This window comes from Sphingobacterium sp. UGAL515B_05 (assembly GCF_033097525.1).
Classification (GTDB): Bacteria; Bacteroidota; Bacteroidia; order Sphingobacteriales; family Sphingobacteriaceae; genus Sphingobacterium.
This window is the reverse complement of the sequence record NZ_CP109907.1, coordinates 92,559-119,470: the sequence shown is the minus strand read 5'-3', so window position 1 is coordinate 119,470 and position 26,912 is coordinate 92,559. Positions and strand designations below refer to the sequence as shown.

Here is a 26,912-nt window from a genome sequence, read left to right as displayed (position 1 = left end):
AAAAAATAGCCTGTTATAAACAACAGGCTATTTTTTTAGTTCCATGCGGACGAGGTATTGATCATTCTCATCTTCATATAAAATTTGGACAACCCAACCCAGTTCGTGCGAAATTTTGATCAATAAATCCTGGTCTAAATAGAGCCATTTGAAAAGATTTCCCCGAGTCCCTTTGTACTCATACTGGTATTGAATTTCCCCAAAATAATGCGCTGGTTTTTTGATGTTGTAATCGTTGTACAAATAACTGATGTCTGAAGAGTCAAAAATCAGTTGGCCATTTTCGGTCAGTAACTCTTTACTATGCTGTAATAGTTTTCGGAAACCATCTACGTCACCGGCAAGACCTATTCCGTTCATTAAAAGCAATAGCGTATCATATTTTTGGCCTTCGAATTTATAGAAATCTTCGCAGATAATATGTTGTACCCCGCGTTGCTGCATGATATGGCAGGCGGTTTGCGAGAGTTCCAGTGCATCTACTTCAAAACCTTTTTCTTGTAGATACAGACTATGGCTGCCAACTCCGGCTCCAACATCCAGTACACGTCCATCACATAAGGATAGTCCAATAAATTCCAGTTCAGGAAAATCATCGGGTTCCCGAAAGAAGATCTCGACGGGCATTTCATCTTGGTCGCCATAACTTGTATGGAGTATTAAAGGGAACTTTTCTTCTTGATGTACAAAGTAATCATCTAAGGCCTCACCGTATACATCTCTATGCATTGTCATCATCAATCATTAATACTTTTTTTGCAATATATATGGAGTCCTCATCTCCTGTATGTTTCATCGGTTCGTCAGATAGTTTGATAACTGGAGTCCATTGATCATCTTCTGGTAAAGCGTCAGTCATCTTAATGACGATATTCATGGGTTTGAGTCCCACATCATTGGTGAAATTGGTGCCAACGCCAAAGGAATGCAAGATTTTTCGCTCACAGTAGCTTGCGATTCTTTCGACCTTCTCATAGTCCAGGCCATCCGAGAATATGATTGTCTTTGAGAGGGGATTGATTCCATTTTTCTTATAGTGTGCAATAACCTTGTCTGTAAATTCAAGCGGGTCGCCGCTATCGTGACGGACTCCATCAAATAATTTGGTTAACTTTTTATCAAATTGCTGAAAGAAAACTTCTGTAGTATAGGTGTCCGACAGTGCTATTCCGAGGTCACCCCGGTAGACATCAGACCAATGTTCAAGGCCAAGTAGATTGGCCATTTTATAACCGTATTTGGCGGCGTGAAACATAAACCATTCATGGGCGTGTGTGCCAATTGGTTTCGTCTCATATTTCATTGCCAAATGAACATTGCTGGTACCTATAAATGTTTTTTCGCCATATTGCTTCAGTGTGCGAACGACCATATCATGGACTTCATAAGAATGACGTCTGCGGGTGCCAAAATCAGCAATCGTGATATTGAGTTTTTTATATTTTTCGATTTTATCTTTGGCCGTGGCTATTACTTCTGCATCCGAGGCACGTTGTAAACCTTGAGATTCATAAAAAAGTTCACAGATGAGCGACATCAACGGAACTTCCCAAAGAATAGTACGGTACCAGTACCCTTCGATAATGACTTCGAGGTCGGGGCCATCCTGGAATATTTTTATCTCTTCGGGATCGTAGCGATACCCTTGAAGAAAGTCAAAATAGGTTGGGTCTATATAAGGACATGTTCTGGCAAAAAATGCCTTTTCTGCTTTTGTTAACTTCAAATTAGCCATCTCATTGACGGCTTCCTTCAGGAGCACGTCAAAACCATCGGGAAATTTATGATGTCCCCGGTTAATAAAATGATAACGTGCCTTGGCCTTTGGAAACAACTTGACCACAGCATGCTGCATGGTGAATTTGTAAAAGTCATTATCTAATATAGAGGTAATTGAAGCCATCTTTATCGATCTGTTTTTTGTTTGAAGCGGTAAATTTAATAATTAACGTGAAAATGCAGGGATTGTTCATGATAAATATAAAAAGACATGCATATAAAAGGCGGGTAAAATTTTTCATTTTACCCGCCAGATATGAATTATTATTTTATTCGGCTGTCATTATCTTGTTCTAGATCTTTCTGATCCTTGTGAAGAACGTCCAGAGCTACGTTCACCGGAGCTTTCTGAAGACCTTGATCGCGATACGGAAGATGAATTGTCTGTATTTGATCTACTTCTTGTGTTTTCGTAGCTCCGATTTTGAGTTGGTTGTGCTACAGGTTGCGATACCGGTTGGCTCGAACGGCTCCTGCTGCCAGCATCGTTATTTCTATTTTGGACAGGCTGTGACACAGGTTGGCTTGAACGTGTTCTGCTGCCATCATAATTTCCATTGCGTTGCGGCGTTGTTGTCGGTTGAACCACTCGTGGAGGCACAGTCTGGTCAGAGCTGCTCGCATTTGACCGCGAACGTGAATTATAATCTGTGTTTCTATTGTAGTCTGTACTTCTGCCGTTTATAACACCATTATTATCAACGGAGCCATTTTGTCTATCTCTACTGGTAGATGTAGGGTTGTTATTGTTTGAAGCATCCGATTGCCGACCTGACCGCGTTCTAAAATCATAGTTATTCGAATTAGGTTGTGTACCGTTCGTATTTCGATTTACAGTTCCATTTTCGCTCGTCCTGGTATTATTATTTGAACTACGGCTTGAACCGCCGTTGTTGTTGACATCATTACGAGACCTTACAGAAGCATTTCCGCTGTTATCGATATATAACTCACGACTTCCTGATCTTGAATCGATGTTGTCCCGATTGCTGATAACACGATTGGTACGATCTGAAATCTCACTATTGTTATTACGTGTTCGGGTAGAAGCATCCACTACATTTGTAGGACGTGCAGAAGATCGTGTATTACGGTCTACATTTGGACGGTACATACTGATTTCATTACTCCGATTGCTGCTACTACGGGCAGATCCAGGTCGATCGGCATTTGCGATTCTATTAACTGTCACACTTCTTCCTGTCGAACGTTCGATGTCAGATCTTCGAGGGCCACCAACATAATAGTTGTTGTTAATTATCGTAGTATTGTTGATAATAGTGGTTCTGTTATAGATATTATTGTAATTTCTTCGATTAACATAATACCTATCCATATCCCTACTCATAAAGTGATTGACCGCTACAAATGTCCAGAAGTTCATTGGAATATTAACGGATACATTGATACTCATGCCCGGGCCCATTGGTGCCCAACCGTAATAGTCGTTACTTTGACGCCAATTTACCCATGCAGGTCCCCATTCATAGTCAGGAACCCATCCCCATCCATAGCGGTCATTATAGTTCCAGCGACCGTAGTGAAATGGAGCCCAACCCCAGTCATAGTTGGATACCCAGGTATTACCATAGTCGGTCATTGTCCAATAACCATTGGTAGCATAAGGCTGGAAGTTCGGGCCGACGTCCGGAATCCAGACATAGCCATAATTGGGGTCATTGACCCATTGTCCATAAGGGGAGAGTTGATCGTAGAACATCTGGAATGAAACTCCAGCATTGTTATAATTGTTATAACCAGTATATCCGCCCCGTTGGGCCATTGAAGTAGCGCAACTTGAAAAAGAAGCGATACCGATAAAACCAAGTACCCAATATTTTATGTTGCCTAAATTTTTCATTTCCGTAATATTTAAAAGTATGACAAAACTCTATTGTGTTGTCTTTGTTATTATGACAGCATAACGTATAAAATGGTTTAATCGGTACACTGGAAATCTGATTTTTTTTATATAAAAGTCAAATTGATGATCTTTTTACATAAACGACAATTTTAGATACATATTTTTTATTTACCTTTACCGCTCGAATTGCTACGTGTTTGTTCAGCATAAGACGTGTTTTAAGACACATTAATTTGAAATAGACATCATTTAAATGGCTAAAAAACTTCAGACTTTTTTTCTAGAATTCGCAAACATTCACCGTTTTTTGCTACGGTTTTGGCGCGAATTGGTAACTCCACCATATGAATTTAAAGAAATTGTCCGCCAGTGCTATGAAATAGGCTACAAATCTTTGCCTTTGATTAGTTTAACGGGGTTTATTGTTGGATTTGTTTTTACAAAACAATCGCGTCCTTCTTTGGAAGAATTTGGGGCGACTTCGATGTTGCCTTCGCTTATTTCGATTGCTATTGTTCGTGCTCTTGCACCCCTGGTGACAGCTTTAATAGCTTCGGGTAAAGTGGGCTCGCAAATTGGTGCGGAACTAAGTTCGATGAATGTCACGGAGCAAATCGATGCGATGGAAGTTTCGGGAACCAATCCATATAAGTATCTTATTGTAAGTAGAATATTAGCTACAACTATTGGAATTCCTGTACTGTGTTTTTATGTAGCAGGGATAGGTCTTTTAGGCGGTTACCTAAGTATGATGAGTAAAGACGACTTAAGCTTTTTGAGTTTTTTTACGCAGGTATTTGAGACGATAGCGTTTAAGGATTTGGGCGCTATGGTTTTGCGTGCGGTTATATTTGGTTTTACCATTGGAGCAGTAAGTTGTTATTGCGGTTATTTTTCTTCAAAGGGGACTGAAGGTGTGGGTAAGGCAGCCAATGCGGCCGTTGTCGCTTCGATGTTCCTTGTATTTATTGAGGAAATAATTATTGTTCAAGTTTTATCGTTCTTTGGATAGCGAGCTATGGAAAAGATTAAATCAACCATCGACCATTCGAAGCCGGTCATTGAAATTAGGGATGTTAGCAAATCTTTCGGTGATAATCACGTCCTACGTGGTGTCAACCTGGATTTATATAAAGAAGAAAACCTCGTTGTGCTTGGGCGTTCTGGAACGGGGAAATCAGTGTTGATCAAATTGATTTCGGGCTTATTAAGACCGGATGAAGGAACGATCAATGTTTTGGGTGAGTCAGTTCTTGAATTAAATGATCGTGAACTGCGTGAATTACGTTTGAAAATAGGGTTTTCTTTTCAGAATAGTGCACTTTATGACAGTATGACTGTGCGCGAAAATTTAGAATTTCCATTGGTTCGAAATAAACGTAACTTAACACGTTCGGAGATCAACCACGCTGTCGAAGAGGTTTTGGATGGAGTAGGGCTTTCGCAGGCGATCAATCAGATGCCATCGGAGTTGTCAGGTGGACAGCGTAAGCGAATTGGTATCGCGCGTACACTGATTCTTAGACCTGAAATCATGATGTACGACGAGCCAACAGCGGGACTGGATCCGATCACTTGTTTGGAGATTAATGGATTGATTAATGAGGTTCAGGAGAGGTATAAAACAGCTTCAATTATTATTACCCACGATTTGGCTTGTGCGAAAGAGGTGGGCGACCGTATTGTAATGTTGTTGGATGGCAAGTTTGAAAGACAGGGGTCTTTTGAAGAGATTTTTGATACAGATGACGCACGTGTAAGAGCGTTTTATAATTATAATTTTATTCTATAATATACATGAGTAAGGCAGAAAATAAAAGAGCAATCATTGTCGGTATTTTTGTTTTTTTAGGCGTATTGATTCTTTTAGCGGGTATTTTTATTTTGGGTAGCCAGCAAAAGAAATTTACTAGAAATATCGAAATTACGACTTCATTTCCCGATGTCGCTGGATTGAAAGTGGGAAGTAATGTGTGGTTTTCTGGGGTTAAGGTAGGGATCATTAAGAATATACATTTTAAAAGTGTGCAGGATGTTGAGGTGGTATTGACAATCGAGGAGAAATCTGCCGAATATATTCGTAAAGATGCCGTAACAAAATTGGGCTCGGACGGTTTGATTGGTAATAAGATCGTAGTGATTTCTGGAGGGTCGCAAAATGCGCCAACAGTGGAGACAGGTGATTTCTTGCGTTCGGCGAAGACTGCGGACATGGAAGCCATGATGGAAACATTGCAGGTAAATAATGAAAACTTAGCAAAGATTACTACTGACTTTGTAGAAATATCACGTGGATTGGCGGATGGAAAAGGAATGGTGGGAGCGATGTTGACCGATACTTCTATGGTTAACACATTGCGTGCTACGTTATTGTCAATCAGTGCTGCAATGAATAATGCGAACAAGGCATCTGCTAATTTGGTTACCTTGACAAACTCTTTAAACAGCAATAAGGGCTTGATTCATGATTTAACGACTGATACCGCTATATTCTCTAACCTGCGTCAGTCTGCAGCGCAGTTGCAAGGAGTCTCTCAGACTGCCAATGCATTGATCAACAATTTGAATAATGCTTCAAGTCGATTGAATGATAAAGATAATGCGGTGGGTGTGTTATTGAATGACCCCGCATCGGCAAATCAAATTAAATCGGCAATCAATAATTTAAATTCGAGCACATCCAAACTGGACGAGAATATGGAAGCGCTACAGCATAATTTCTTGTTGCGTGGTTTCTTTAAAAAGAAGATGAAGGAGGATGCGAAAAAAGCTGAGTTGCTTAAAGCGGACACTGCAAAATAAGTTGTGTTAAAAAAGAAGATAAGGAAAGGCTGTACGCTTGCGTAGGGCCTTTTTTAATAAATAATACCATAATTGTGGGGAGCCGGGTCAACAAACTTTAAGTATTGTATAGCATTTGGATACTCCTTTTAGATTTGAAAGAAATGAATCACAGCGAAATAACCGATAAAGACGTCATTTACGAAGACAATCATCTTATAGCTATAAATAAGAAAGCGGGGGATATTGTGCAGGTGGATGAAACAGGAGACCTATCTTTGGAAGATATGGTGAAGGTATATTTGAAAAAGAAATATGATAAGCCAAATGAAGCATTTGTTGGTGTTATTCATCGATTGGATAGACCTGTTAGTGGTATGATTTTGTTCGCCAAAACAAGTAAGGCGCTAGAGCGAATGAATAAATTTTTTCAGGATAGACATGTGAAAAAGACCTATTTGGCAATAGTCAGACAGCGTCCGCGAAAAACTGAGGGGAAACTTATCAATTGGTTGGTTCGGAATAGACAAACAAGGGTAACAAAAGCCTTTCCACGCGAAGTGAAAGGCGGAAGTTATGCCGAGTTGGATTATAAATTGGTGGGTGAGTTGAATGGATTCTATTTGCTGCGCGTAGAACCTTTAACAGGTCGTACACATCAGATTCGCGCGCAACTTGCAGCGATGGGTTGTCCTATTGTTGGTGATAATAAGTATGGATATCCAAGAGGCAGTTCTTTGGGCAGTATTTGTTTACATTCTCGTTCATTGGCATTTACGCATCCAATAAAAAAGGATAAGATGGAATTGATCGCTTCTTTGCCGAAAGATGGCTTCTGGGATAAATTTGAATCTTTGGCACGTTAATCGTTAAAATTTCAGTACCTTTGTGTTATGAAATGGTTTAAATATTTACTCTTAATATTTACCTTAAGCTGCTCGGCTGTGTCTGTTTCGTACGGACAGTGTGCGATGTGTACATTGAACGCTGAGAATTCTACGAAGGAAGGAAATATGCAAGGAAGAGGTCTGAATGACGGTATTTTGTTTCTATTGGTAATACCTTATCTAGCCGCGGCGGGCCTTGGTTATTTGTGGTATAAAAAATACCGTAAGAAGAATCCCGTAACAAAGAAATTTTTAAACGAAATAAAATAGATTCTTAATGCCCACATCGAAATTCCATGCAATGATACATTCCAAATGTCCGAAGTGTCATATTGGTAATGTATTTGTAGGAAAGGTATACAGTTTACACAAGCAGCATATGAATGATACTTGCCCTTATTGTGGTGTCAAGTACGAGGTTGAGCCGGGGTATTTCTATGCTGCCATGTATGTGAGTTATGCTTTGTCTGTCGCTGAGATTGTTACTGTATCTGTTGCTATCGCAATTTTGACAGGAAGCGAGTCTCCTTGGTCTTATCTGATTGGTCTAGCTGTAACCATTTTGGTCTTCGCACCTTTTAATTTTAGATATGCCCGTTTGATTTTACTTCATTTTTTAACGCCAAAAATCAGTTATGATCCGCGCTATGAATTGGCGGCAGAGATAGGTGAAAAGAATAATAAGAATCTTGAAGAAGATGGTAACGGTATTAATGAAATAAAAAAATAAAAGAGCTCCAAGAGCTCTTTTATTTTTTTAGATACTTCATGGTACTGTCGAAAAGGAAAACCTTGTCTTTATATACTTCCGAAATGAGTTGTTGTAATGGAATTAGATGTACTTGCTGAAAATCTGCTATATGGTCTTCTGTAGGGAGTATAACCTGAATGCAGTAGGTCATACCTTCGTGTGGAGACTGGAGCATTTCCAGAAAATGCACCTGAAATTTTTGGGATTGCACGATATTATCCTGAATCCATGAAACGACCTCTTGATGGATTGTTTCTTCTGCTATAACGGAGACATTGTATAAAAACATATGCAAAAATACGCTATTTTTCTGCGATAAAAAAGATTCTAAAGGACAGAACCGAGATAAGTTTGAATATTACATTTAATTACTATATCTTGTAAAAATAAGGTTGCATTTCATGCAATTCCGTATTTAATTGCAATATTTGGAATAAATGATAAGGATGTATTTGGGATTATGAGGATGAAATTTTGGATAGGTTTGTTTTTTTCTGCCATGATCATGTTGGGGTGTCAACGACATAGTGTTGATCTTATTCCAATAAATCAATTTTTTTCTACACCTGAAAAATCAAATTTTAAGATTTCTCCAAATGGTCGATTTATCGCTTACATTGGCTTGGATAATCATTGCAAAAATATCTATTTAATAGATTTGATCAATAAGGATAGTTCCAAACAGCTTACTTATCAAAATGATATTAATGTAAAATCCTTCGCTTGGAACAATGATTCAAAAATTTCCTTTTTGACGGAACAATCTTCGCAGGACAGTTTACGTTTATATGCTGTGGACATCAACACAGAAAAGATTTGGCCATTGATTAAACCGGTACGAGGTCGGTTTCGATGGATTCATGCTATGGCTACCGGAGGTGATAGTTTTATAGCGGGGATCAACGATAGAGACTCTTCTTTTTTTGACATTTATCGTATCTATTTAGATGGGAGGCCTCGGGAATTGGTTTTACAGAATCCGGGAAATATGAGCTCCTGGGTTGTATCTAATGATGGGCAGGTACGATTGGCTGTGGCCAACGATTCTGTACAGCAATCTGTGCTCTATAGAAGCTCAGAAAAAGAACCATTTAAAGAGATTATAAGATGTGATGTTGAAAGTAGTTTTACTCCACTGGGTTATAAGGATAGTTCAAATGCCATCATTTATGCTTTATCCAATATAGACCGGGATAAACTGGCCTTGGTAAGTTATGATTTAGTAAATCAAAGAGAGCTGGGCGAGCTATATAGTCATAAAGATGTTGACGTGAGCCCTGGGGGGTATTTCACTGAACAGAATAAGCTGTTATTTGTCAATTATAGCACATCAAGACAGAACAGACATTTTTTTGATGAGACTACCAAAAAGAAATATGACCAATTGTCGAAGCAGATTGATGGCTTTGAGTTTCAGGTATTGAATACTGATGTTTCGGGGAACAAGGTCATTATCAAAACCTATACGGACGTAAATCCGGGCGGGATTTATTTTTATGATTTTTCGACTCAAAAATTAACGAAGTTAACAGATAATAATTCCGATCTAAAAGATAAAGAACTTTCTCCAAATGAGTATATCACTTATACCGCGAGAGATGGTATTCAGATTTCGGGTTATTTAACTTATCCCATTCATTCCAATCGCAAAAATCTGCCTATGGTTGTATTGCCTCACGATGGACCTAACGGACGGGAGGTTTGGGGATTCGATAACGAAGCACAGTTTCTGGCGAACAGGGGCTATTTGGTTTTTCAGATGAACTATAGAGGATCGACCGGTTTCGGTAAGAAGTTTTGGACTGCGGGATTTAAGGAGTGGGGTGGGAAGATTCAGGATGATATTACTGATGGGGTGAAATGGTTGATTAAAGAAGGAGTTGCTGATCGGGAACGTGTCGCTATTGTAGGGAAAGGTTTCGGAGGCTATTCGGCGCTACACGCTGCTTGTTTTAATTCTGATCTTTATAAATGTGCCGTGTCTTATTCCGGTTATACCAATCTGTTCACTTACTTTAGAGATATACCGCCATATTTTAAATCGTATGTGCAAAAAATGTATCAAGTAGTTGGGAATCCGATTCGGGAGGCTGAGCTATTTAAAAATATTTCCCCTGTATTTCATTCGGATAAAGTAAAGATACCGGTGCTATTGGTACAGGGAGGAAAGGATCGGTTTAGTTCGGTAACAGATGCAAATCAATTTGTACAGAAATTAAAGAATAATAATATTCCCGTACAATACATCCTAAAAGAGGACGAGGATAGAACTTTTAAACGGGACGAGAATGTCTTTGGTTACTATAATGAGTTGGAGCGATTTTTGGCTAAATATCTTATAGACTAAGGACGGGAGATTATGAAAGCAGAGAAATATAGCTATCGAAAAAACTACGGATTATTGTTGATGTTTTTCATCGTGATTAGTGGTCTGTATATATTTGCCCTTTTTCTTTCGCGTAATTATACAGAATCGCATATTAAGAACGAATTTACCAATCGGAAATCGGAGATATTTGATCAAACCTTAGTTCCTTTCAATGATTTTTTTCAGAATAGAATTCCTGAAGTATCTTTTTATCAAGGTTTTTTGGATTCAGTTCAGGCTGGGAAATATGCATATAGTATATTAAGTTCCTACCCGTTCGTTAGAGAAATTGGTTTTTTTGATTTACAATTTAATAATGATCATAACTTGAATTATGGTTTTATTGTTAATAACCTTAGAATTCAACCGAAAACCATCACTTTTTTTACCGTTTCCAGGTCTGGCCTGAATAAAAATACGATTCGGGATCGTGGACAGATGGGCTTGCATTCCGAAGAGATTAATAATATTGGTGTGAAGCTGGCAACTTATATCGATAAATTGCAACCGAATGCCAAGCTTTCTGATAAGGATATTCTGAAGGTTTTTTATACCATAAGACCGGGGCAGATTACCTATCTGAATATTCCAAGGGTCAATGACTTAATAGTTTATAAGTCCATTATGGAAGGTAATTTGGATCATACTGTCGGATATGAACAGGATATGTTCAATTTTCAGATTGATCCAATGTATCTGGAAGTAAAAAATAGTTATTCAAATCTTTATGAGAAAGTAGAAATAGTCCCACTGGTTGGTGCTCCGATCACGCCGGAAAATGACGAGATTTCAACGGAGATGCCGTTACCTGGAGCCTTAGCAGACTACAAACTTCTTTTTAGGTCGAGTAAAAGTTTTCTGTCAAAAGAGATAAATCGCAGTTTTTGGCCGGTATTGGGAGGAGTATCCCTGATTTATATTATTTTGATTGCAATATTATATTTAATTTATAGAAATTTAGAAATTAACGGAAGACTTTTTAAATTGCAGTACGATTTCATCAATAATCTTACCCACGAGTTTAAGACGCCTGTGAGTGTTATTAAAATTGCTGGCAATAATATTAAGAGTGCACAGGTACTCTCTGATGAAGAACGGAAAATGTATGGAAATATATTAGATCAGGAGGCGGACCGATTAAATAACTTGATGAATAAGCTGTTGTCTTTTAGTCAGATCGAAAATAAAACCATAAAATTAAATAAAGAAGAAGTTGATTTGGAGGAATTTACCGAAAATCTAGTCGCTTCGTCAAGAATAAAGTATGCGGATTTCAAGATTAGCACAAAAATTGATGTAAGGACATCAATGCTTGCGGATCCGGTACTGTTAAGTAGTGTGTTTCAAAATATGATCGATAATGCCTATAAATATTCGAAAGCGGGGCATAAAATCTTAGATATTGCGATACAACAAAACAAGAAGAATTTTGTTATCACTTTTAAGGATGAAGGAATAGGTATTGAGAAGGCAGAGTTTAACAACATCTTCAAAAAGTTTTATAGAATAAAAAGTCAATATAATCAGCAAGGAAGTATCGGTTTGGGCTTGGCTTTCTGTAAAGAGATTACCGAATTTATAGGCGGTGATATTACAGTAAAAAGTCAATTGGGACAGGGGACCACCTTCACCTTGGTATTTCCGGTTTAAAAAATAAATTTAAATATGAATAAAGACATCACTGTTGCTGTTATTGAAGATGATGAGAACTTACGGTTCTTGGTAAAACATCGATTGGAATCCGAAGGCTATCAGGTCATTCAAAGTGGAAATGGGAATGAAGCGGAAAGTTTGATCTTGGAAAAGAGACCCGATGTGGTTTTGTTGGATTGGATGCTTCCAGGAAAAGAAGGCAACGAAATCTGTGAAGATGTCCGTAAAGCCGGGTTTGAGAACATCATTATCATGATGACAGCGAAATCTCAAGATGTGGACAAAATTGAAGCCTATAGCTTTGGTGTGACTGATTACATTAGTAAGCCATTTAACATGGATGTGCTTATTGCTATGATCGATAATAAGGTGAAATTTTTCTTACCGAAGAACAGTCCCGAAGTATATAAATTTGGCCAAACGGAACATCATCCGAATATTCATTCCTTAATACGTGATGGAAGGAAAGTTGAGTTGACCATTTTGGAAAACCGAATTTTGCTTCATTTTTTACAAAACCTAGGCCGGGAGATTACACGCGAGGAGTTAATGGAGGTTGTTTGGGGTTATAGCTCAAATGTCAACACACGTACGTTGGATATGCATGTGGTTCGTTTGAGGAAAAAGATCGAAACAAATCCAGATAAGCCACATTATTTACAAACAGTTCGGGGGCTGGGATATAAATTTGTTGATGAGGAAGAGATTTAATTTTATTTAACGGGTAAGAATTTGTTTTGTTGAAAACAATTATTATCTTCGTATAGATTCAAAGCAAGACCATGTTTCCTGACGAGGGAAATATGGTCTTGTTTCTTTTTTAAAAAGTAGAAAATAAGAAAAAAGATAAAATTATGGCAGAAGTAACTTATTTTACGGAAGAAGGATTGCGTAAGCTTAAAGAAGAATTGGCTTATCTGAAGACGGAAGGAAGGTCTAAAATTGCCAATGCTATTGCAGAGGCTAGAGACAAAGGAGATTTGTCAGAAAATGCAGAGTATGATGCTGCTAAAGAAGCTCAGGGGCTTCACGAAGCTAAAATTGCCAATTTGGAGAATACATTGGCGACAGCACGTTTAATTGATGAGTCTAAATTGGATACATCTAAAGTTTTGGCCTTATCGATTGTTAAGATCAAGAACAAAAAGAATGGTGCTGAAATGACGTATCAATTGGTGGCGGAGTCAGAAGCAGATTTGAAGTCGGGCAAGATTTCAGTTAAATCTCCTATTGCCCAGGGTTTGTTGGGAAAATCGAAAGGTGATACAGCTGTTATTGAAGTGCCTGCCGGTAAAATTGAATTCGAGATCGTAGAGATTTCAAGATAATATATGTCGGTTATGTGCGGTATGCCATAACCGCACATCCACAAATTAACTTTATATTAAGAAGGTCGTGATATAGCAATCGCGACCTTTTTTGTTTATATTTGTTGGACAGTACAAAAACAGGGTATGAAAAAATCGGTAATTAAATCTTTAATTGCTGACATACCAGAGGCTTTGCAATTTAAAGTCTGTTGTTTGCTGATTATTGTTTAAAAGATTTATTCCAAGATTAGAATAATATGTCGACAATTTTTTCAAAAATCGTTGCTGGCGAGATCCCAGCTTACAAAGTTGCAGAAAGTAATGATTTTCTAGCTTTTTTGGATATCAGTCCATTGGCTAAGGGGCACGTTCTTGTGATTCCTAAGAAAGAGACCGATTACATTTTTGATATAGAAGATGATGAATATATGGCACTTTGGGTGTTTGCTAAGATTGTTGCTCAAGGCATTAAAAAGGTAATTCCCTGTGTAAAAGTCGGTGTAGCGGTAGTTGGTTTGGAGGTGGCGCACGCACATATACATTTGGTGCCGATTAATAAAATTAGTGATTTAAACTTTGCTGGACCTAAATTGAGCTTGGCAGAGGACGAACTTCATCAGATTTCGACAACCATTCGCGAATCTATCGTCAGTATAACTGCTCAAAATCAATAATTAGAAAGATTATATTACACTTGATTTACGATCGTTTTTTAGAAGAATGCTATATTTGTACTTTGTTGTTTCAAATTCGTACAGAGATAAGCGTGGGAGTTGTTCTAAAAAAGGAACGCAACATTGATTTTTACTAAAGGTTATGCATGAACTTTTGTTGTCATTTCAACAATTATTAAACCCGGAAGAGCTATTAAGTTCAGGCGGGTTTTATCTGGTTATCTTAATTGTATTTGCTGAGACGGGCCTATTTTTTGGATTTTTTCTACCTGGTGATTATTTATTATTTCTTGCAGGATTATTTTGCGCATTAAATAAAATTGACGTTAATATATACACGCTCTGTTTGGGCTTGTTTATAGCGGGAGTATTAGGGAATTTTACAGGGTATTGGTTTGGGTATCGAGCAGGACCGATGCTATTTAAGCGAAAAGATAGTTTTATCTTTAAGCGGAAATATGTGGTCATGGCCGAGGAATTTTACCATAAATATGGTGGAACAGCTTTAATTATAGGAAGATTTGTTCCAATTGTTCGTACTTTTGCACCTATCTTTGCAGGCGTAGTAAAATTAGATTTTAAGAAGTTCGTTCTGTATAATGTCGCAGGGGCTGCCATTTGGGTACTAGTGTTGACCCTGTCTGGATATTTCCTTGGTATTGAGTTCCCTTGGATTATACATTACGTAGAATATGTTGTCGTTGGTATGATTGTGATCGCATTTTTACCAATTGCAATAACGTTGTTGAAAAAACGTATTAAGGATAAAAGAAACAAACAAAATATACAGTAAATTAAAAAATGAGTAAACAAAACCCTTGGCACATGGTTTCTCCAGGTGAGAATGTTCCAAATGCCGTAAATGCTATCATTGAGATTACAAACGGATCCAAAGGAAAGTATGAATTAGACAAAGAAACTGGTTTGTTGCTTTTGGACAGAGTGATGAGTTCATCTGTCGTATATCCTGCCAATTATGGTTTTATCCCACAGACTTATTGTGACGACAAAGATCCTTTGGATATTTTGGTCATTTGTTCAGTGGATATTTTACCATTAACGTTGGTTGAAGCACAGGTTATTGGTGTGATGAATATGGTTGATGGTGGAGAACAAGATGATAAAATTATTGCGGTAGCTAAAAACGATCCTGTTTTTAATTACATCAAAGATATTGATCAGTTACCTCCGCATACCATGAAGGAGATTGTACAATTTTTTGAGAGTTATAAAGCACTTGAAAAGAAGCATGTCATTGTTGAAGGTGTAAAGGGACGTGAAGAAGCACAAAGAATCTTGATCGAGGCTATTGAGTTGTACAAAAAAGAATTTGTTAACAAATAACCCCAAGCATGGCGCTCGATATATTTTGGACATTGTTTTTAGTATTGGCCAACGGCTTTTTTGTCGCGGCAGAATTTGCTATTGTCAAGGTCCGAGTCTCCCAAATTGAAGTTCAGGCAAAAACAGGTAGCAAAGTTGCTACAATAGCCAAAAGTATAACGGAGCATTTGGATGGTTATTTGGCCGCTACACAATTGGGTATTACACTTTCTTCATTGGCCTTAGGTTGGGTAGGAGAGGCTGTAATGACCCAAATTGTGCAGGGGGCACTAGGGTTTTTCGGTGTAGAATTAACGGGTACAATCGCGACGAATGCTGGTCATGTATTGGCTTTTACGATTATTACCGTGTTACACATTGTATTTGGAGAGCTCGCTCCTAAATCAATTGCGATTCAAAAACCTGTTGCAACAACAATGAAAATTGCGGTTCCACTGCAATTTTTCTACTTTATCTTTAGACCATTTATTTGGATTTTAAATGGTTTCGCTAATTTTCTGTTGAAGATTTTGGGATTTGAAGTTACCAAAGGGGAATCTGCGCACTCTTCTGAAGAGTTGCAATATCTTTTGGATAAAGGTAAAGAGTCTGGTGCTTTGGATATTTCTGAGCACGAGTTGATCAAAAATGTATTTGATTTTAACGAACGTATCGTTAAGAATATTATGGTACCTCGTACCAAAATTGTGGCTGTGGAGGTTACGGCTGACGCCTCTGAGCTGATAGAAACCATGACTGAAGAAGGGTACTCTCGTCTGCCAATTTATGAGGATAATATTGATCAAATCGTTGGTATTGTCCATACGAAAGATATTTTACCCCTGTTAGCTAAGGGAAAAGAGGTTGTCATGAGAAATATTATGCGCAAGCCTTATTTCATTCCTGAAACGAAGAAGATCAATGATCTAATGGCTGAATTCCAGCAAAAGCGTCTACAGTTAGCGATTGTACTGGATGAATTTGGTGGGACTGCGGGTATGGTTACTCTTGAAGATATTGTTGAGGAACTTGTTGGTGAGATCCAGGATGAATACGATGAGGAAACTCCAGTTGTCGAACGTATCTCGGAAACGGAATATATGGTCGATGCAGGCGCTAGTATTCATGATGTGAATGAATTTCTCCCGATAGAATTACCCGAGAGTCAGGATTACGATACGATGTCGGGTCTGGTGAGCGAAATCTTTGATAAGATTCCTGAAGTCGGTGAGCGTAAAGAAGAATATGGTTACGTATTCACTATTATCCGTAAGGCTCAGCAGAACATAGAGTTTGTCAAATTGGAATTGGTCGAATCGGCCGATGATGATACAGAAGAATAAAACAATAACGAAAGCACATGCAGTTATTTTTTACACCGGATTTAAACCCTTCATTAGAAAATTTTATCCTTAGTGAAGAAGAAAGTAAACATGCTATTCGTGTGCTTCGTATGGATACTGGTGATCGCCTACATCTCATAGACGGTCGCGGTGGTTTGTACGAAGCTCAAATTATTGACCCTCATCCCAAACGTACTGTTCTCACGATCTTAACTGTTGAGGAGGAGTTTCAGCGACCAAAATATCATTTGCATATTGCTGTTGGTCCAACGAAGAATATAGATCGCATCGAATGGTTTTTGGAGAAGGCGACTGAGGTTGGCATTCAAGAAATAACGCCAGTTATCTGTGAGCATTCTGAGCGAAAAGAGGTGAAATTAGATCGTCTAAATAAGGTGGTTGTTGCAGCGATGAAACAATCGTTGAAAGCCTATCTTCCCAAGCTAAATCCAGCCGTATCGTTTAAACAGTTTTTGAGAGAAATCCCAAAAGAAGGTGTTCAAAAAGCAATTGCACACTGTGTTGACGCTGAAAAGAAGTATTTAAACCAGGTTTTGGAGCCTGCCCAGCATTATATTATCCTCATTGGTCCGGAAGGAGATTTCTCTGAAGAGGAAATTGATTTGGCACTACAGATGGGATTTCATCCGATTTCGTTGGGAGAAGCGCGCTTAAGGACGGAAACAGCTGCTTTAGCAGCTTGTATGGAAGTTTCCCTAATGAATAGATAATAGGGAATAAAAGACGACTCTGGCCCAGTAAATGGGCTGTGAGAGATCTGCAAAGCCCGTTTAATGGTTTAATATAGACGCTAGTTTATTTTATTGGTTCTGCGTCTACAATCTGAATTTCAGCATTTCCCTTAAGCGGATCTTTGGTAAAGATCATTTTTCCTTTTAGTTTAATCGGATCCTCAGAGAATTTTATTGCATTGCCCTTTAATGTTACTTCAACCATTGGTGGTATTCCGTTGGATCCACAGAATTGGCATTGCATCACGGGTAATACAGACATCATAAAGTTTTTATGATTACGACCACTATGAAGAGGAACCATATAACCAGGTAATTCAACAATTTTATTTTCAAGCGCTTTGAGTTCTTTGGGATAGAAAGGAGTATATACTTTCTTTGCCCCATTATAAGTTACTTTATAAGCCATCTTATCAATTGCTTCCCAAGTTTTGTTCATCATAGGTGTATGATCGGGAACATCCGGATTACCACCTATTTGGGCTTGGGATTGTATGGTACAAAATACTATAAATAAGAATACTGTCAGTGTTTTTTTCATGTGTTATGCTATTGTTATGTATCGAGAAGCTGTTCGTCTGAATTTTCCATTTTCCTGCCTAATGGATAAGCGACTCTTCTTATTGCGATCTTTTTGTCGTTGTCTGATCTTAGTTAAATTTATTTATTTGATAGTGTTCCAGAAATACTCGTCCTGTAGGCCTTGATCGCCGGAATAAGTGCTGCTAAGATACCTATTAAACAAGCAACAAACAAGAAAACGAGTTCTTTCGGGTGAAGTGTAAAGGCCTCTATAAAATCGGCGCTTTGACTTGTCTGATTACTGATATAGTAAAGCGCTAGATGTGCCATTATAAGGCCGATTAACCCACCAAGAATCGTAATGGTTAGTCCTTCAAGAAGCACAATGGCAAAGAGTTTTCCTTTGGAGGCTCCAAGCGTACGCATGATGGCAAGGTCGTATTTACGTTGCTTTAATGCGTTATATAAATTGATAAAAACGCTTAAACCTGCAATAAACATAATTACATAAGCGAGTATCGATAAAGAATCTATCCCTACGCCTAAAAGCGAAAATAGACGAGTGCTTTCCATGGCGGGAGATGCGGCCTGCATGTCTGTTTGCTGATCAATCAATTTTGGCAAAATTCCGATTGCTGCAGGGGATTGATATTTTAGTAGAATGGCGGTTATTTCCAGTCCATTCTGCTTTACCATGTCGGCACCTATTGACTTCACAAACATGCCTTCCTCTGCGTGCTCATGATGGTCTTCCTGCTCCTGATGTCCTTTTTCGTTCGTTTCGGCTGGAGCAGATGAATTTTCTGCAATATCTTCACCATGATGGTGCAGATGTGCTTTGAGGGTTTCCTCCCGGTCTTCTTGGCGTTCGCGTAATTCTTTCTCTACTGCAGTTTCTTGATGCTCATGTTTATGTGCAATGCCATGTACATCCCAAACACTTTCTAAATTGGTCAGTATTAAATTATCGGTAACGTTATTGTTATGTTTTAGAATACCAACAATGGTAAACGGATGCTCGTCATGATGATGTCCATCTTTGCTCAAGCCATGTGAACTATGGATCTGATCGCCAATTTTGAGCTGTTGTTTTTTTGCAACTTGATCACCAATGACTACTTCAAAATTATTTTGCCAGATACGGCCTTCAGTTATTGCTGTTTCATAAATAGCTAAGAAAGATGAATCTGTTCCAACAATGCGATGGCTTTTGAAATTGTCACCTAAAGATAGGGGCACTGCAAGCTGAACAAGGGGATTTTGGCGTAATGGTTCCAGTTCGTCCAGTGGGATATTGCCGGTTGGATTGTCAATATGATAAATACTTGATAAGATCAATTGAAGGGGGCTTCCCTTGGCGCCAACAACCAAATCAATATTTTTACTGTTATTGTCAAGCTGCTTTTCAAAAGTTTCTCCGGTAATTGAAAGCACGGCAAGGATGGAAATTCCAAACGCCGTTAACAGAATGCTTAGAAAGACCGAGCCAAACTGCCTACTTAAATTTTTCCAAACCAATTGTATCGTGTTCATAACAAATTCTAAAAACTAAGGGTGACGCGTAAATTAAAGTAAAACAATTATTTTAAAAGGTACATTTTGGAGAACTGATCTTTTATTCTCTTGTCGTGTGTTGTTATCAATAAAGTCGACCCTGCAGTGTCAGCTATCGATAATAGCAGTTCTAATACCCTGTAGGTATTGTTATCGTCTAGAGCGGCAGTTGGTTCGTCAGCAATAAGTAGGGCTGGTTTATTGATTACGCTGCGTGCAATAGCAGCACGTTGTAATTGGCCGCGACTCAATTCGTTTGGGTACGCAGCACTTTTTTGATCTAATTGTAGTTGCGTCAATATGAAATGTATTGCATTAAGGTCTATTCTTTTTCCTGCTAAAGACTGTGCCAACTTGATGTTTTCCAAAAGTGTTAAATTTCTTAGGAGGTGAGCTTCTTGGAATATAAATCCGATATATTGCGCACGAAACTGATCCAATTTGCTGTTTGATAATAAGGATAGGTCTTGGTTATTTATTTTGACCAGACCTGTCTCCGGTCGGGACAAACCTCCTAATATATTAAGTAATGTTGTTTTTCCAGAACCCGAATCCCCTAATAACAGCGTATGCTGACCTTTCTCGATGTGAATATCTGGAAATTCAATTGGCGTTGAATTAGGATACTGAAATGATAACTGTGTAGCCGATACGATTGGAGTGCTCATGAGGATCAGAAATTGAAAATATATTCAAACTTAGATAAATTGCTTTTTATATGCAATATAATTGCAATTATATTGCATATAAAAAGCAATTTACTGGGGAGAGTTAGGAATTATCAATGAAAGGCCTTTCGTCTCTTGTATTTCCTACTGTTCTACCTCAATATGTATATACCATCTCAATATGTACGACGTAAAGACACATATTGAGGTATATAGTATAAATGTAGCCTAATTGTGTTAATAAATTACATGCTTAATAATTTTCTTACACTTCATTAATATAGTCACTAATGAGGTCGCTCAAAAACTGCGCTAACTGGTGATAAATGTTCTTTTTTACTGAAAATCGCAAAAAACAGGCGGTGGGTAACATTAAATTAACAACTGATTGATGTAATGGTAATTTGTTGTTAATGTTAATCTAATATTCTGCTAATAGCTTTGCAGAAACAAAAAACAAATAAATTGAAACCACAATTACAACTTAAAGGAATCGCTGCTGCCATGACGCTTGTAGTAGCTGCATCTACAACAGTTTATGCGCAGAGTAGTGGGAAGTTAATGGGGACTATTACCAACAGTAAAACTGGTGAAACAATCACCGGAGTAACTGTTCGTATTTTAGGAACATCAAGAGGTGGAAGCTCTGATGTATCCGGAAAGTACAGTATTCCAGCTTTACCGGCAGGTAAATATACTGTAGAATATATTTATATTGGTTACTCGACAAAGCAAGTTACCGAGGTTGAGATTAAAGCGAATGATTTGACCAATTTAGATATCGTTCTTGATAATTCAGAAGGACAGGTGTTAGATCAAGTTGTGGTTACGGGATCTTTTAAGAAAGAATCTATTGGTGCATTATATTCGCAACAAAAAAATAGTGCATTGATTTCTGATGGTATTTCAAGTGAGCAGATTAGAAGATCGCCAGATAAAAATACATCCGAAGCACTACGTCGTGTCAGTGGTACGACAATTCAAGATAATAAGTTTGTCATCGTTCGCGGTTTAAGTGACCGCTATAATGTTGCTATGATGGACGGCTCGGTACTACCAAGTACAGAAGCCAATCGTCGCGCTTTTTCATTTGATATTATCCCAGCTGCCCTAATTGATAAAATTACAATTTCGAAGACTGCAACACCTGATCTTCCTGCAGACTTTGCTGGGGGCGCAGTTCAAATTTCTACAAAAGATATTCCAGATCGAAATTTTGTCTCTTTCGGCTTGGGCTATGGTTATAATTCTGCGTCGACATTTAAAGATTTTTTGCAAACTAAAAAGAACGTTCAGAATTACTTAGGTTTTGATGATGGATCAAGTCAATTGGCTAAAAATTTTCCATCTCGAGCGGATGTTGATGGACAGTTATCTCAAAAATGGCAAAGGCTAGCTCTAAAATCTCTTCCAAATGATTTTGGTATTCAAACAAAAAGTGCTTTGCCTTCTCAAACATACCAGTTTTCTTTGGGACGCGTAAAGCAATATGAAGATAATAGTCGTTTTGGTGCCTTATTCTCTGTGAACTATCGGAATTCGCAGAACATTCTTCCGAATATTGAACGTAATTGGTTTACCTATGATTATCGGGACCAACAATATAAGTTCTCTACTAATTTAGGTGCTTTAGCGAATTTTGGTTATACATTTGGAAAGAATAAAATAACTTGGAAAAACTTGTACAATCGAACTTATGATAACACGTATACTGAACGATTTGGAACAGATGGAAGTTCATCTTCTATTAATAAGTTTTATGCATTTGACTTGATGCAAAAATCTCTGTTTAAATCTACTCTAGATGGTGAGCATGTATTGAGTGATAAAAATGATAAGATTAAATGGACGGCGTCTTGGAGTAATATAGGGAATAATCAACCGAATCAAACCAAAATAAATTATCAAAAACATGAAGATTATGCGAATGATCCTTCTGTTCCATATCTTGCAAATTTAACTACTGTTGGTAAAGCAAATTCAAGACTATTTGCGGATCTGAATGAGAATATTTTTTCAGGTGAAGCTAGTTATTCTACACCTTTAAATTTCTTGAGTGCACCAAGTACTTTAAAAGCCGGCCTAGGATCGCAATTTAGGAAACGTAATTTTGACGCAAGGTTTGTAGGGTTTGAGTTAAATACTTTAGCTATATCTGGTGATGAACAAACACGTATCCTTCAATTGACTCCCGATCAGATTTTTTCACCAACGCTGATTGATCAGAACGTTTATAAATTTGGTGAGGTGAAAGGGGACGGTGATATCTATAATGCGAAATCGTTATCGAGCTTCGGTTATTTAATGATGGACCAAAAATTTGCGGACAAGTTTAGGATTGTATACGGTTTAAGAGTTGAAAATTACAATGTAAAGGTAGATGCTTTGCGGATATTGTCAGGAAAAATTGAGGAAAGCGTTGATGACACTAAGCTGGATTTCTTGCCGTCAGTTAATATGACTTATAGTTTGACTCCTAAAACCAATATCAGAGCGTCATATTATCGTACGTTGGCTCGACCTGAATTTAGGGAGTTGGCTCCATTTTCGTTCTATGATTTTGAGAATATGGGAATGATTATTGGGAATGAGAAATTAAAGCGAAGCTCCATTAATAATGCAGATTTACGTTTCGAATATTATCCTTCTGCTGGTGAAATTCTATCCGTATCTGCTTTTTATAAAGGTTTTACTGATGCGATTGAACCGTTTCGTTACGATGTGAATTCAACACCAGATATTAGTTATTTCAATACACCTAAGGCAGACCTATATGGCATTGAGGTGGAAGCGCGTAAAAATTTAAGCTTTATTAACGAACAGGAATTCTTTAAAAATACAATCGCTTATTTGAATGTTTCTTTGGTACATTCTAAAGTGAAAAATCCTACTGATTTGGATTATATTGATAAATCGAGACCGATGGTAGGACAATCTCCTTATGTGATAAATGCGGGATTACAACATTCAGCACTCGATAATAAGTTAAGCGTCAACATTCTTTATAATAGAATAGGTAAGCGCATTACTCAAGCCAGTGGTATTCGTTTTGCAAGTACTTGGGAAGCACCTCGGAATGTATTGGATTTTCAAGTTGGTTATAAGGTCTTGAAGGGCAAAGGAGAGGTTAAACTCAATGCAGGAGATATTCTAAATAATGCAATCAATGTTTACTATGATAATAAGCAGTTAAATATACCTAATGAAACTAGTTTTAAATATAAACCGGGTTCAAACTATTCATTGTCACTGAATTATACGTTTTAGATTATAATATAAAATTAACAGGAATTTAATTTCAAGGTTAAAGTAATTGAATTTATTTGTACAGTATATAAAACTTAAAAAATGAAAAAAAGATTTTTATTCTTATCCTTATCTGCATTGTTACTTGCAGGAGCATGTAAAGAAACTACAATTACAGATAATGGTGGTGGAACAGAAACTCCGACTAATCCAGGAAGTGAAAATGTGGTAGAAATTTCGGGAGAAATAACAAGTAATACCACTTGGACTTCCGATAAGATTTATGTGTTAAAGGGATTTGTGTATGTATCTAATGGCGCTACGTTGACGATTCAGCCTGGTACTATCATCAAAGGTGACAAAGCAACGAAAGGAACATTGACAATTACACGTGGAGCTAAAATAAATGCTGTTGGAACAGTTGAGAAGCCAATTGTATTTACATCAGGTTTGGCAGCAGGAGCTCGCTCTCACGGAGACTGGGGTGGTGTTATTATACTTGGTAAAGCGCCGGTTAACCAAGGAACTGATGTTAAAATTGAAGGTGGTTTGACAGCTCCAAGTGGCAAAGATGATAAGAACTATATCTACTATGGAGGTACTGATGCAGCTGACAATTCTGGAACTTTAAAATATGTGCGTATAGAATTTGGCGGAATTCCTTTCTCACCAGATAATGAGATCAACGGATTGACTTTAGGTGGTGTTGGTAATGGAACTACATTGGATTATATTCAGGTATATCGTTCTGGAGATGATGCTTTTGAGTGGTTCGGCGGTACTGTTAATGCAAAACATTTGTTGGCAATCGGTACTTGGGATGATGATTTTGATACCGATTTTGGTTACTCAGGGAACGTTCAATTTGCAGTTGCTCAACGTGCTAATGCAGCGGCAGACGTTTCTCAATCCAATGGTTTTGAATCGGATAATAACGGTAGTGGAACTGATCAAACACCAAAGACATCAGCTGTTTTTTCAAATGTATCTATCATAGGTCCGATTTCCAAAGATGGATTTTCACCGAATGCTAATTTTCAACATGGTATCCAACTTCGTCGTAATTCTTCAATTAGCGTTGTTAATTCAGTGATTTCAGGATTCCCTATTGGAATTTATGTTGATGATACTAAAGTTACTACAGCTGAATCAACTTCTAAGAATGTTGTGGATGGAAAAGCTGTATTTGCCAATAATTTATTTTACGGAAATCCAGTGGGCATAAAGACTACTTCAACAACGAGTATAGCAAGTCAAGTTGAGGCATTAATTAAAGCTAATAATACCTTTGAGAGCAAAATGTATGCGAATAACTTGTTTACAGCTCCTTACAATTTTGGAAAAGACTTCTCCAGTACGCCTGCAAATCCGAACTTTACATTATTAACTGGATCTGCCGCCGCAACAGGAGCAAATTTTACAAATGCTAAAGTTTCAGGTAGCTTCTTTGATAAAGTAGCTTATCGAGGTGCATTTGGAACAGAGGATTGGACAGCTGGTTGGGCTCATTTTGATCCACAGTCTTTGCCTTATACAACTCCAAATCAAGTAAAATAATTATAGTTTAGTAAATAAAGGGAAATCCCGCCTTGGCGGGATTTTTTGTGGCATATTTATTAAATAATTCGTTATATAGTCAAATAAAATAAATTCTAAAATATGAAAAAAGAAATCTATTTAGTTTTAATGAGTGTTTTCCTCCTTTTTGGATGTAAAAAATCGGATGATTCTACGGATCGTTCTGCTGCTGGACTTAAGGTAGAAATAAAGGGAATTTCTGGCGGGGGTGAATTTGTAAATATCAGTGTCGATCAGGATAAGACAGAAGTAAAGTATGCTGTAGGAACTACTGGTAGTCCTCAGACTGTAAAAGATAAAAGCTATAAAACGAGCGCAGAAACGTTTAGAAAGTTATCGTCATATGTCGAAGCCTATAACCTAATGAATGCAAAAATCGAGGAGTGCGCACGTTGTACGGACGGAACAGATTACGTAATTAAAGTAATATCTAAAGAGAAAGAAAACACAGTAACACTTGCAGCCCACCGAAACGATGGTAAATATGCTGATGTACTTGATTTTATAAGCAAACTTTAGAAAAAAATACTTTTTAGAGGATTGTTTATTACTCTGCGGAATGACAATTTTCAGCTAAACTCTGCGATATGAAGCTAATATGAAATCTCGGGATAAGATGTGGTATTATCTCGGCTCATAGTGATAAACAATCTGATAAGATTGATTTTTAAGTTGCTCTGACAGTTGACCAATATCCAAACTCTGTGCTTGTGGTGTAGGTTCACAGACAGAATAATATTTTCCATTGTACAAAATAGCATCGCCTATAGGATGTTCAAATTGGACGGCCATCGTTACATGAGTGGGATAGAGCAAGGTAATCATGGGTAGATTATAGATTTCCTTTACCAGATAAAAAAACAAGGCAACACGGTCATCACAGTCACTGTATTTATTCAATAGCGTTTGTTCTGCAGAAAGGCGCTTTTCGGATCCGAAATTCTCTTCGTCATTTTCGTATAAGAATGCATATCGTGTAAATCGCATTAAATAATCGACACCTTCCTGCTGATTTTTTCCTTTTAAATTTTCTCTGAGCGCAGGAATCAGTGATTGATAAGTCTCTTTGCTAAGTGGAATATTGAAATAAGTTTCAAAATCTACGCCAGGATAGTTTTTAAAGAGATCACTGATATCGTCATTCAACTTGACATTAAAATGGTAGGCTTTATGTCCATAGTTGAACTCAATTTGCTTTTCTTTATAATTTGCTGGTACAAAATCAGGTAATTTTGTGATTTTATAACTAAAATCTTCAATCGCTTCTGGTACTTTGATCTTAACGGGAATATAGGTGTCTGCGCGTTGAAAGAGCTTTCCATAGTCATGGAAGTTTAAACAGGTGTATTTCTTTCCGTCAATTTCAAAAAAGGGAATATCAGAGATATCTTCTTTGTTCTGAATGAAAAATACAATCTGATTATTACCTACGGCCAAGCGGGCATCATAACCAGATTTACACATTAAAAACCATTTATATAAAGTATAGCGTGTATAATTTTCAGCTTTCGGGGCAATCTGTTGTGCGGTGCGGCGAATCAGCTGATAATAGACCCAATCATTCAAATGATGTTCATCTTTGTATTCGAGCAAACTGTTTACAAGTTGTATGTAATCGGTTTGATCAGCTATTTGATAGAATTTTTGTACATGAGCTATCGTTAAGCTGTCTTTGAATGGAATATTAAAGGAGACGGGGACATCAATAGACACCTTACCATCATAAAAATCGAAATCATGATGTTGCGCCCAGAGTTGCTGTGAAGCACAGGTTAACCAAATGAGTATGGTTAAAAACATTCGATATATTTCCCTTAATTTCAATTCTTAACAATTTGATAACATTGTAGTAATATAAA

At 37.6% G+C, this 26,912-nt stretch carries 26 protein-coding genes; 18 read left to right on the top strand and 8 right to left on the bottom strand.

Annotated elements, in window-relative coordinates:
* Positions 1 to 27 precede the first annotated feature (27 nt).
* The 3 genes from OK025_RS00485 to OK025_RS00475 form a co-directional block, all read right to left on the bottom strand.
* A complete protein-coding gene (locus OK025_RS00485) occupies positions 28 to 738 on the bottom strand; it encodes a class I SAM-dependent methyltransferase (protein WP_317667859.1) in 711 nt (236 codons plus the stop codon).
* Positions 722 to 1,903 carry a nicotinate phosphoribosyltransferase gene (gene pncB / locus OK025_RS00480; RefSeq protein ID WP_317667858.1) on the bottom strand — a complete coding sequence of 394 codons (1,182 nt, stop codon included), beginning with the start codon at positions 1,901 to 1,903 and terminating at the stop codon, positions 722 to 724. The genes OK025_RS00485 and pncB overlap by 17 nt, the downstream gene beginning before the upstream one ends.
* A 159-nt stretch (positions 1,904 to 2,062) precedes the next feature.
* Positions 2,063 to 3,640: a DUF6600 domain-containing protein gene (locus OK025_RS00475; RefSeq protein WP_317667857.1), complete on the bottom strand. Its 1,578-nt coding sequence runs from the start codon at positions 3,638 to 3,640 to the stop codon at positions 2,063 to 2,065.
* Positions 3,641 to 3,896: 256 nt separating this feature from the next.
* On the opposite strand from OK025_RS00475, the gene OK025_RS00470 reads away from it, so the two are divergent.
* The 6 genes from OK025_RS00470 (at position 3,897) to OK025_RS00445 (ending at position 8,041) form a co-directional block, all read left to right on the top strand.
* Positions 3,897 to 4,655, top strand: coding sequence for an MlaE family ABC transporter permease (locus OK025_RS00470; protein ID WP_075991659.1), 759 nt, complete (start codon positions 3,897 to 3,899; stop codon positions 4,653 to 4,655).
* 6 nt (positions 4,656 to 4,661) lie between these two features.
* Complete coding sequence (locus OK025_RS00465; protein WP_120336563.1) at positions 4,662 to 5,435, top strand: ABC transporter ATP-binding protein; 774 nt, start codon at positions 4,662 to 4,664, stop codon at positions 5,433 to 5,435.
* A gap of 5 nt (positions 5,436 to 5,440) precedes the next feature.
* Entirely contained in the window at positions 5,441 to 6,445 is a 1,005-nt protein-coding gene (locus OK025_RS00460; RefSeq protein ID WP_070567326.1) for an MlaD family protein, read from the top strand.
* A 143-nt stretch (positions 6,446 to 6,588) separates the two neighbouring features.
* Positions 6,589 to 7,290, top strand: coding sequence for an RluA family pseudouridine synthase (locus OK025_RS00455; RefSeq protein WP_317667856.1), 702 nt, complete (start codon positions 6,589 to 6,591; stop codon positions 7,288 to 7,290).
* A gap of 27 nt (positions 7,291 to 7,317) precedes the next feature.
* Positions 7,318 to 7,581: a hypothetical protein gene (locus OK025_RS00450; RefSeq protein ID WP_070567322.1), complete on the top strand. Its 264-nt coding sequence runs from the start codon at positions 7,318 to 7,320 to the stop codon at positions 7,579 to 7,581.
* Between the two features lie 109 nt (positions 7,582 to 7,690).
* Positions 7,691 to 8,041, top strand: a complete 351-nt coding sequence (locus OK025_RS00445) for a DUF983 domain-containing protein (protein ID WP_317667855.1) — start codon at positions 7,691 to 7,693, stop codon at positions 8,039 to 8,041.
* 19 nt (positions 8,042 to 8,060) lie between these two features.
* On the opposite strand, the gene OK025_RS00440 is transcribed toward OK025_RS00445, so the two are convergent.
* Positions 8,061 to 8,351, bottom strand: a complete 291-nt coding sequence (locus OK025_RS00440) for a DUF4286 family protein (RefSeq protein WP_070567317.1) — start codon at positions 8,349 to 8,351, stop codon at positions 8,061 to 8,063.
* Positions 8,352 to 8,528: 177 nt separating this feature from the next.
* On the opposite strand from OK025_RS00440, the gene OK025_RS00435 reads away from it, so the two are divergent.
* The 9 genes from OK025_RS00435 to OK025_RS00395 all read left to right on the top strand — a co-directional run bounded on the left by OK025_RS00435 (position 8,529) and on the right by OK025_RS00395 (position 17,464).
* The gene (locus tag OK025_RS00435; RefSeq protein ID WP_317667854.1) at positions 8,529 to 10,409 is read left to right on the top strand and encodes a S9 family peptidase; all 1,881 of its coding nucleotides are present in this window, start codon (positions 8,529 to 8,531) and stop codon (positions 10,407 to 10,409) included.
* 12 nt (positions 10,410 to 10,421) lie between these two features.
* Complete coding sequence (locus OK025_RS00430) at positions 10,422 to 12,080, top strand: sensor histidine kinase (RefSeq protein WP_088160664.1); 1,659 nt, start codon at positions 10,422 to 10,424, stop codon at positions 12,078 to 12,080.
* A 15-nt stretch (positions 12,081 to 12,095) separates the two neighbouring features.
* On the top strand, positions 12,096 to 12,794 hold the full coding sequence (locus tag OK025_RS00425) for a response regulator transcription factor (RefSeq protein ID WP_046674214.1): 699 nt from the start codon (positions 12,096 to 12,098) through the stop codon (positions 12,792 to 12,794).
* 143 nt (positions 12,795 to 12,937) lie between these two features.
* On the top strand, positions 12,938 to 13,411 hold the full coding sequence (greA, locus tag OK025_RS00420) for a transcription elongation factor GreA (RefSeq protein ID WP_046674213.1): 474 nt from the start codon (positions 12,938 to 12,940) through the stop codon (positions 13,409 to 13,411).
* A gap of 239 nt (positions 13,412 to 13,650) precedes the next feature.
* On the top strand, positions 13,651 to 14,067 hold the full coding sequence (locus OK025_RS00415) for an HIT family protein (RefSeq protein WP_317667853.1): 417 nt from the start codon (positions 13,651 to 13,653) through the stop codon (positions 14,065 to 14,067).
* Positions 14,068 to 14,209: 142 nt separating this feature from the next.
* Positions 14,210 to 14,860, top strand: coding sequence for a DedA family protein (locus OK025_RS00410; protein WP_075991666.1), 651 nt, complete (start codon positions 14,210 to 14,212; stop codon positions 14,858 to 14,860).
* A gap of 8 nt (positions 14,861 to 14,868) precedes the next feature.
* Positions 14,869 to 15,411, top strand: a complete 543-nt coding sequence (locus OK025_RS00405) for an inorganic diphosphatase (protein WP_115047605.1) — start codon at positions 14,869 to 14,871, stop codon at positions 15,409 to 15,411.
* 8 nt (positions 15,412 to 15,419) lie between these two features.
* The gene (locus OK025_RS00400) at positions 15,420 to 16,733 is read left to right on the top strand and encodes a hemolysin family protein (RefSeq protein ID WP_317667852.1); all 1,314 of its coding nucleotides are present in this window, start codon (positions 15,420 to 15,422) and stop codon (positions 16,731 to 16,733) included.
* A 17-nt stretch (positions 16,734 to 16,750) separates the two neighbouring features.
* Positions 16,751 to 17,464 (top strand): 16S rRNA (uracil(1498)-N(3))-methyltransferase, encoded by a 714-nt coding sequence (locus OK025_RS00395; protein WP_317667851.1) that lies wholly within the window; start codon positions 16,751 to 16,753, stop codon positions 17,462 to 17,464.
* 85 nt (positions 17,465 to 17,549) lie between these two features.
* Here OK025_RS00395 and OK025_RS00390 read toward each other — a convergent pair whose 3' ends face one another.
* The 3 genes from OK025_RS00390 to OK025_RS00380 form a co-directional block, all read right to left on the bottom strand.
* Entirely contained in the window at positions 17,550 to 18,026 is a 477-nt protein-coding gene (locus tag OK025_RS00390) for a hypothetical protein (protein WP_317667850.1), read from the bottom strand.
* A gap of 119 nt (positions 18,027 to 18,145) precedes the next feature.
* The gene (locus OK025_RS00385) at positions 18,146 to 19,540 is read right to left on the bottom strand and encodes an ABC transporter permease (protein ID WP_317667849.1); all 1,395 of its coding nucleotides are present in this window, start codon (positions 19,538 to 19,540) and stop codon (positions 18,146 to 18,148) included.
* Positions 19,541 to 19,587: 47 nt separating this feature from the next.
* Positions 19,588 to 20,229 (bottom strand): ABC transporter ATP-binding protein, encoded by a 642-nt coding sequence (locus OK025_RS00380; protein WP_317667848.1) that lies wholly within the window; start codon positions 20,227 to 20,229, stop codon positions 19,588 to 19,590.
* Positions 20,230 to 20,694: 465 nt separating this feature from the next.
* Here OK025_RS00380 and OK025_RS00375 point away from each other — a divergent pair, with 465 nt between their 5' ends.
* The 3 genes from OK025_RS00375 (at position 20,695) to OK025_RS00365 (ending at position 25,572) form a co-directional block, all read left to right on the top strand.
* Complete coding sequence (locus OK025_RS00375; protein WP_317667847.1) at positions 20,695 to 23,496, top strand: TonB-dependent receptor; 2,802 nt, start codon at positions 20,695 to 20,697, stop codon at positions 23,494 to 23,496.
* 81 nt (positions 23,497 to 23,577) lie between these two features.
* On the top strand, positions 23,578 to 25,032 hold the full coding sequence (locus OK025_RS00370; RefSeq protein ID WP_317667846.1) for a hypothetical protein: 1,455 nt from the start codon (positions 23,578 to 23,580) through the stop codon (positions 25,030 to 25,032).
* A 102-nt stretch (positions 25,033 to 25,134) separates the two neighbouring features.
* Positions 25,135 to 25,572, top strand: coding sequence for a hypothetical protein (locus tag OK025_RS00365; RefSeq protein ID WP_317667845.1), 438 nt, complete (start codon positions 25,135 to 25,137; stop codon positions 25,570 to 25,572).
* 105 nt (positions 25,573 to 25,677) lie between these two features.
* Here OK025_RS00365 and OK025_RS00360 read toward each other — a convergent pair whose 3' ends face one another.
* The gene (locus OK025_RS00360; RefSeq protein WP_317667844.1) at positions 25,678 to 26,853 is read right to left on the bottom strand and encodes a hypothetical protein; all 1,176 of its coding nucleotides are present in this window, start codon (positions 26,851 to 26,853) and stop codon (positions 25,678 to 25,680) included.
* Positions 26,854 to 26,912: the final 59 nt, after the last annotated feature.

Excerpts from the sequence above, each read along its gene's own strand:
- OK025_RS00445 (WP_317667855.1), top strand. The coding sequence starts at position 7,691 with ATGAATGATACTTGCCCTTATTGTGGTGTCAAGTACGAGGTTGAGCCG.
- OK025_RS00440 (WP_070567317.1), bottom strand. The coding sequence starts at position 8,351 with ATGTTTTTATACAATGTCTCCGTTATAGCAGAAGAAACAATCCATCAA.
- OK025_RS00370 (WP_317667846.1), top strand. The coding sequence starts at position 23,578 with ATGAAAAAAAGATTTTTATTCTTATCCTTATCTGCATTGTTACTTGCA.
- OK025_RS00365 (WP_317667845.1), top strand. The coding sequence starts at position 25,135 with ATGAAAAAAGAAATCTATTTAGTTTTAATGAGTGTTTTCCTCCTTTTT.
- OK025_RS00410 (WP_075991666.1), top strand. The coding sequence starts at position 14,210 with ATGCATGAACTTTTGTTGTCATTTCAACAATTATTAAACCCGGAAGAG.
- OK025_RS00380 (WP_317667848.1), bottom strand. The coding sequence starts at position 20,229 with ATGAGCACTCCAATCGTATCGGCTACACAGTTATCATTTCAGTATCCT.
- OK025_RS00385 (WP_317667849.1), bottom strand. The coding sequence starts at position 19,540 with ATGAACACGATACAATTGGTTTGGAAAAATTTAAGTAGGCAGTTTGGC.
- OK025_RS00405 (WP_115047605.1), top strand. The coding sequence starts at position 14,869 with ATGAGTAAACAAAACCCTTGGCACATGGTTTCTCCAGGTGAGAATGTT.
- OK025_RS00390 (WP_317667850.1), bottom strand. The coding sequence starts at position 18,026 with ATGAAAAAAACACTGACAGTATTCTTATTTATAGTATTTTGTACCATA.
- OK025_RS00455 (WP_317667856.1), top strand. The coding sequence starts at position 6,589 with ATGAATCACAGCGAAATAACCGATAAAGACGTCATTTACGAAGACAAT.
- greA (WP_046674213.1), top strand. The coding sequence starts at position 12,938 with ATGGCAGAAGTAACTTATTTTACGGAAGAAGGATTGCGTAAGCTTAAA.
- OK025_RS00485 (WP_317667859.1), bottom strand. The coding sequence starts at position 738 with ATGATGACAATGCATAGAGATGTATACGGTGAGGCCTTAGATGATTAC.
- OK025_RS00475 (WP_317667857.1), bottom strand. The coding sequence starts at position 3,640 with ATGAAAAATTTAGGCAACATAAAATATTGGGTACTTGGTTTTATCGGT.
- OK025_RS00425 (WP_046674214.1), top strand. The coding sequence starts at position 12,096 with ATGAATAAAGACATCACTGTTGCTGTTATTGAAGATGATGAGAACTTA.
- OK025_RS00430 (WP_088160664.1), top strand. The coding sequence starts at position 10,422 with ATGAAAGCAGAGAAATATAGCTATCGAAAAAACTACGGATTATTGTTG.
- pncB (WP_317667858.1), bottom strand. The coding sequence starts at position 1,903 with ATGGCTTCAATTACCTCTATATTAGATAATGACTTTTACAAATTCACC.
- OK025_RS00415 (WP_317667853.1), top strand. The coding sequence starts at position 13,651 with ATGTCGACAATTTTTTCAAAAATCGTTGCTGGCGAGATCCCAGCTTAC.
- OK025_RS00470 (WP_075991659.1), top strand. The coding sequence starts at position 3,897 with ATGGCTAAAAAACTTCAGACTTTTTTTCTAGAATTCGCAAACATTCAC.
- OK025_RS00400 (WP_317667852.1), top strand. The coding sequence starts at position 15,420 with ATGGCGCTCGATATATTTTGGACATTGTTTTTAGTATTGGCCAACGGC.
- OK025_RS00460 (WP_070567326.1), top strand. The coding sequence starts at position 5,441 with ATGAGTAAGGCAGAAAATAAAAGAGCAATCATTGTCGGTATTTTTGTT.
- OK025_RS00395 (WP_317667851.1), top strand. The coding sequence starts at position 16,751 with ATGCAGTTATTTTTTACACCGGATTTAAACCCTTCATTAGAAAATTTT.
- OK025_RS00435 (WP_317667854.1), top strand. The coding sequence starts at position 8,529 with ATGAAATTTTGGATAGGTTTGTTTTTTTCTGCCATGATCATGTTGGGG.
- OK025_RS00465 (WP_120336563.1), top strand. The coding sequence starts at position 4,662 with ATGGAAAAGATTAAATCAACCATCGACCATTCGAAGCCGGTCATTGAA.
- OK025_RS00360 (WP_317667844.1), bottom strand. The coding sequence starts at position 26,853 with ATGTTTTTAACCATACTCATTTGGTTAACCTGTGCTTCACAGCAACTC.
- OK025_RS00450 (WP_070567322.1), top strand. The coding sequence starts at position 7,318 with ATGAAATGGTTTAAATATTTACTCTTAATATTTACCTTAAGCTGCTCG.